Origin of the sequence: Celeribacter marinus (assembly GCF_965656515.1) — a bacterium.
Taxonomy (GTDB): Bacteria; Pseudomonadota; Alphaproteobacteria; order Rhodobacterales; family Rhodobacteraceae; genus Celeribacter; species Celeribacter marinus_D.
Map to the genome: position 1 here is coordinate 1 of NZ_CBFHKW010000059.1, position 2,053 is coordinate 2,053.

Sequence of the window (2,053 nt, forward strand, 5' to 3'; positions counted from 1 at the left end):
CGCATTGAGGATATGTTTGGGAGGCGGTTCGGACCCCGTTTTGCGCGCCGCGTCACGCGCCGCTTTATACGCCACGTAACCCGCGTTTGTTTTGGGGGCGAGTGCGAGATAGATCACGGCTTGCGCCAATGCTAACTCCCCCTCTGGCGCACCCAATCTCTCGAAGGTCTGCCATGCTGTCAGACAAATCGTTTGTGCTTGCGGGTCGGCCAGTGCGATGTCCTCAACAGACATGCGCAACAATCGGCGGGCAAGGTAGCGCGGGTCTTCGCCGCCTTCCAACATCCGCCCGAACCAATACAGCGCCGCATCAGGATCGGATCCGCGTACAGACTTATGAAGCGCGGAGATCAGGTTGTAATGTTCGTCACCAGATTTGTCGTATTTGGCCGCGCGGCGCATGAGCCTCTTGGCCAGGTTATCGGTGTCCAACGGACCATCGACACGCCACGCCATGATCTGTTCAATCAGGTTCAAAAGCGTACGCCCGTCCCCATCCGCCATGTCCCAAAGCGCTAGTCGGGCACCCTCATCCAAGGGCATCTCGCGGCCCAACTCACGTTCTGCCCGCGCACCGAGCATGGCCAATTCACTCACACTTAGGCGCGTCAAAACCATAACCTGCGAACGCGACAACACAGCGGAGTTCAACTCAAACGACGGGTTTTCAGTGGTCGCCCCGACAAGCAAAATGGTGCCATCTTCCATGTGGGGTAGGAACGCATCTTGCTGCGCCTTATTAAAGCGGTGAATCTCATCGACGAACAACAACGTCCCCTGTCCGTTCGCCGCGCGTATTTTCGCAGACTCAAAGACTTTGCGAAGTTCGGGCACGCCAGAAAAAATGGCTGAAATTTGAACGAATGCAAGATTGGTTTCATGCGCCAAGAGCCGCGCGATTGTGGTTTTACCGACACCAGGCGGCCCCCAAAAAATGAGAGAGGACAACGATCCCGAGGCAAGCATAACGCCAAGTGGCGCATCAGCCCCAAGAACCTGTGTCTGACCAATAACCTCACTTAGCACCATGGGACGCAAACGGTCGGCCAATGGACGCGTAGATGGTTCGATCGTGTCAGACGAGGAGGCGAAGAGATCACTCATTGCACAATCTTACGCGTTTGGACCGCAACAGGGAAGCGTTGCGTGGCTCAATTGACAGATGTCACAACAGCTTAATGTCTTTGGCCTTTTGAATAGCTTCAGAGGTTGTTCGTGCCATAAGCCGCTCGCGCGCGGACCCCAACCGCGCCTTTAATGCGCTCTCGGAAATACCAAGCTTGGCCGCCGCCGCGGCGTAGCGATCACCGGATGCAATACACCGCAAAGCTTGAACCTGCGCTGGCGTAAGCTGTTGGTGTGGCTCAGAAATTTGATGTAGCAAACGCGCAATCTTTGCGATGCTCCCTATCTCCTCATCCGTGAACTCACGATCGCTTCGCGCGGAGGCAACGATAGACCGCGAGCGCACCTCACCGCACGACACCGAAACACCGAACTGCAAACCATAGGTCGCTGCCTGACCCATGATGTTGAACGGGTCGGGCAGGCCCGTCTCACTCCAACGGGTCACCCCCTCACAACTAAGACCCCATGCGATCATTGGGTCGCGCAATGCAAACGCATTGACCGTATAGTGTTCAATCCATTCGCTAGGGTACGTTACATCCATAAAAAGTGGGGCGGCGTAGCGGATGTGAAGGGCGGTGGAGTATCCCGAGGGACTAAGCCCGCCCAGCTTTGAGAGAAGGCGGGTCATTTCTGCTGGCTTACTCATAACGACACTCTAACCTACTTATCCAACTGATACTCAACAACAATCCAACATGCCGCGTCGCGTTCATTGCGGCCTGAAGCGTTGATCTGTGTTCCGACATTCAAAGCATTCACATAGGCTGATGCTTTTCCATGGCCACCTTCGTCAAGATGGCCGTGGTCGCGCGTAAAATCAAGTTTGAACTTGGAAACAGATCCTTTCGACACATGAAAAAAGCCCCGCCAAATTGGCGGAGCTTTTCAAAAAGTCGTTCAACTTGTGGGCTTTAGTCTTCTT

The 2,053-nt window shown here is 54.9% G+C and carries 2 protein-coding genes; both read right to left on the reverse strand.

Going from position 1 to position 2,053, the window contains the following annotated elements; translation table 11 throughout:
• Positions 1-1,104 (reverse strand): replication-associated recombination protein A (locus tag ACTG34_RS11585; protein WP_439105059.1); only part of this gene is annotated, 1,104 nt, incomplete at its 3' end.
• A 61-nt stretch (positions 1,105-1,165) separates the two neighbouring features.
• Positions 1,166-1,777: a helix-turn-helix transcriptional regulator gene (locus tag ACTG34_RS11590; protein WP_439105060.1), complete on the reverse strand. Its 612-nt coding sequence runs from the start codon at positions 1,775-1,777 to the stop codon at positions 1,166-1,168.
• Between the last annotated feature and the right edge of the window lie 276 nt (positions 1,778-2,053).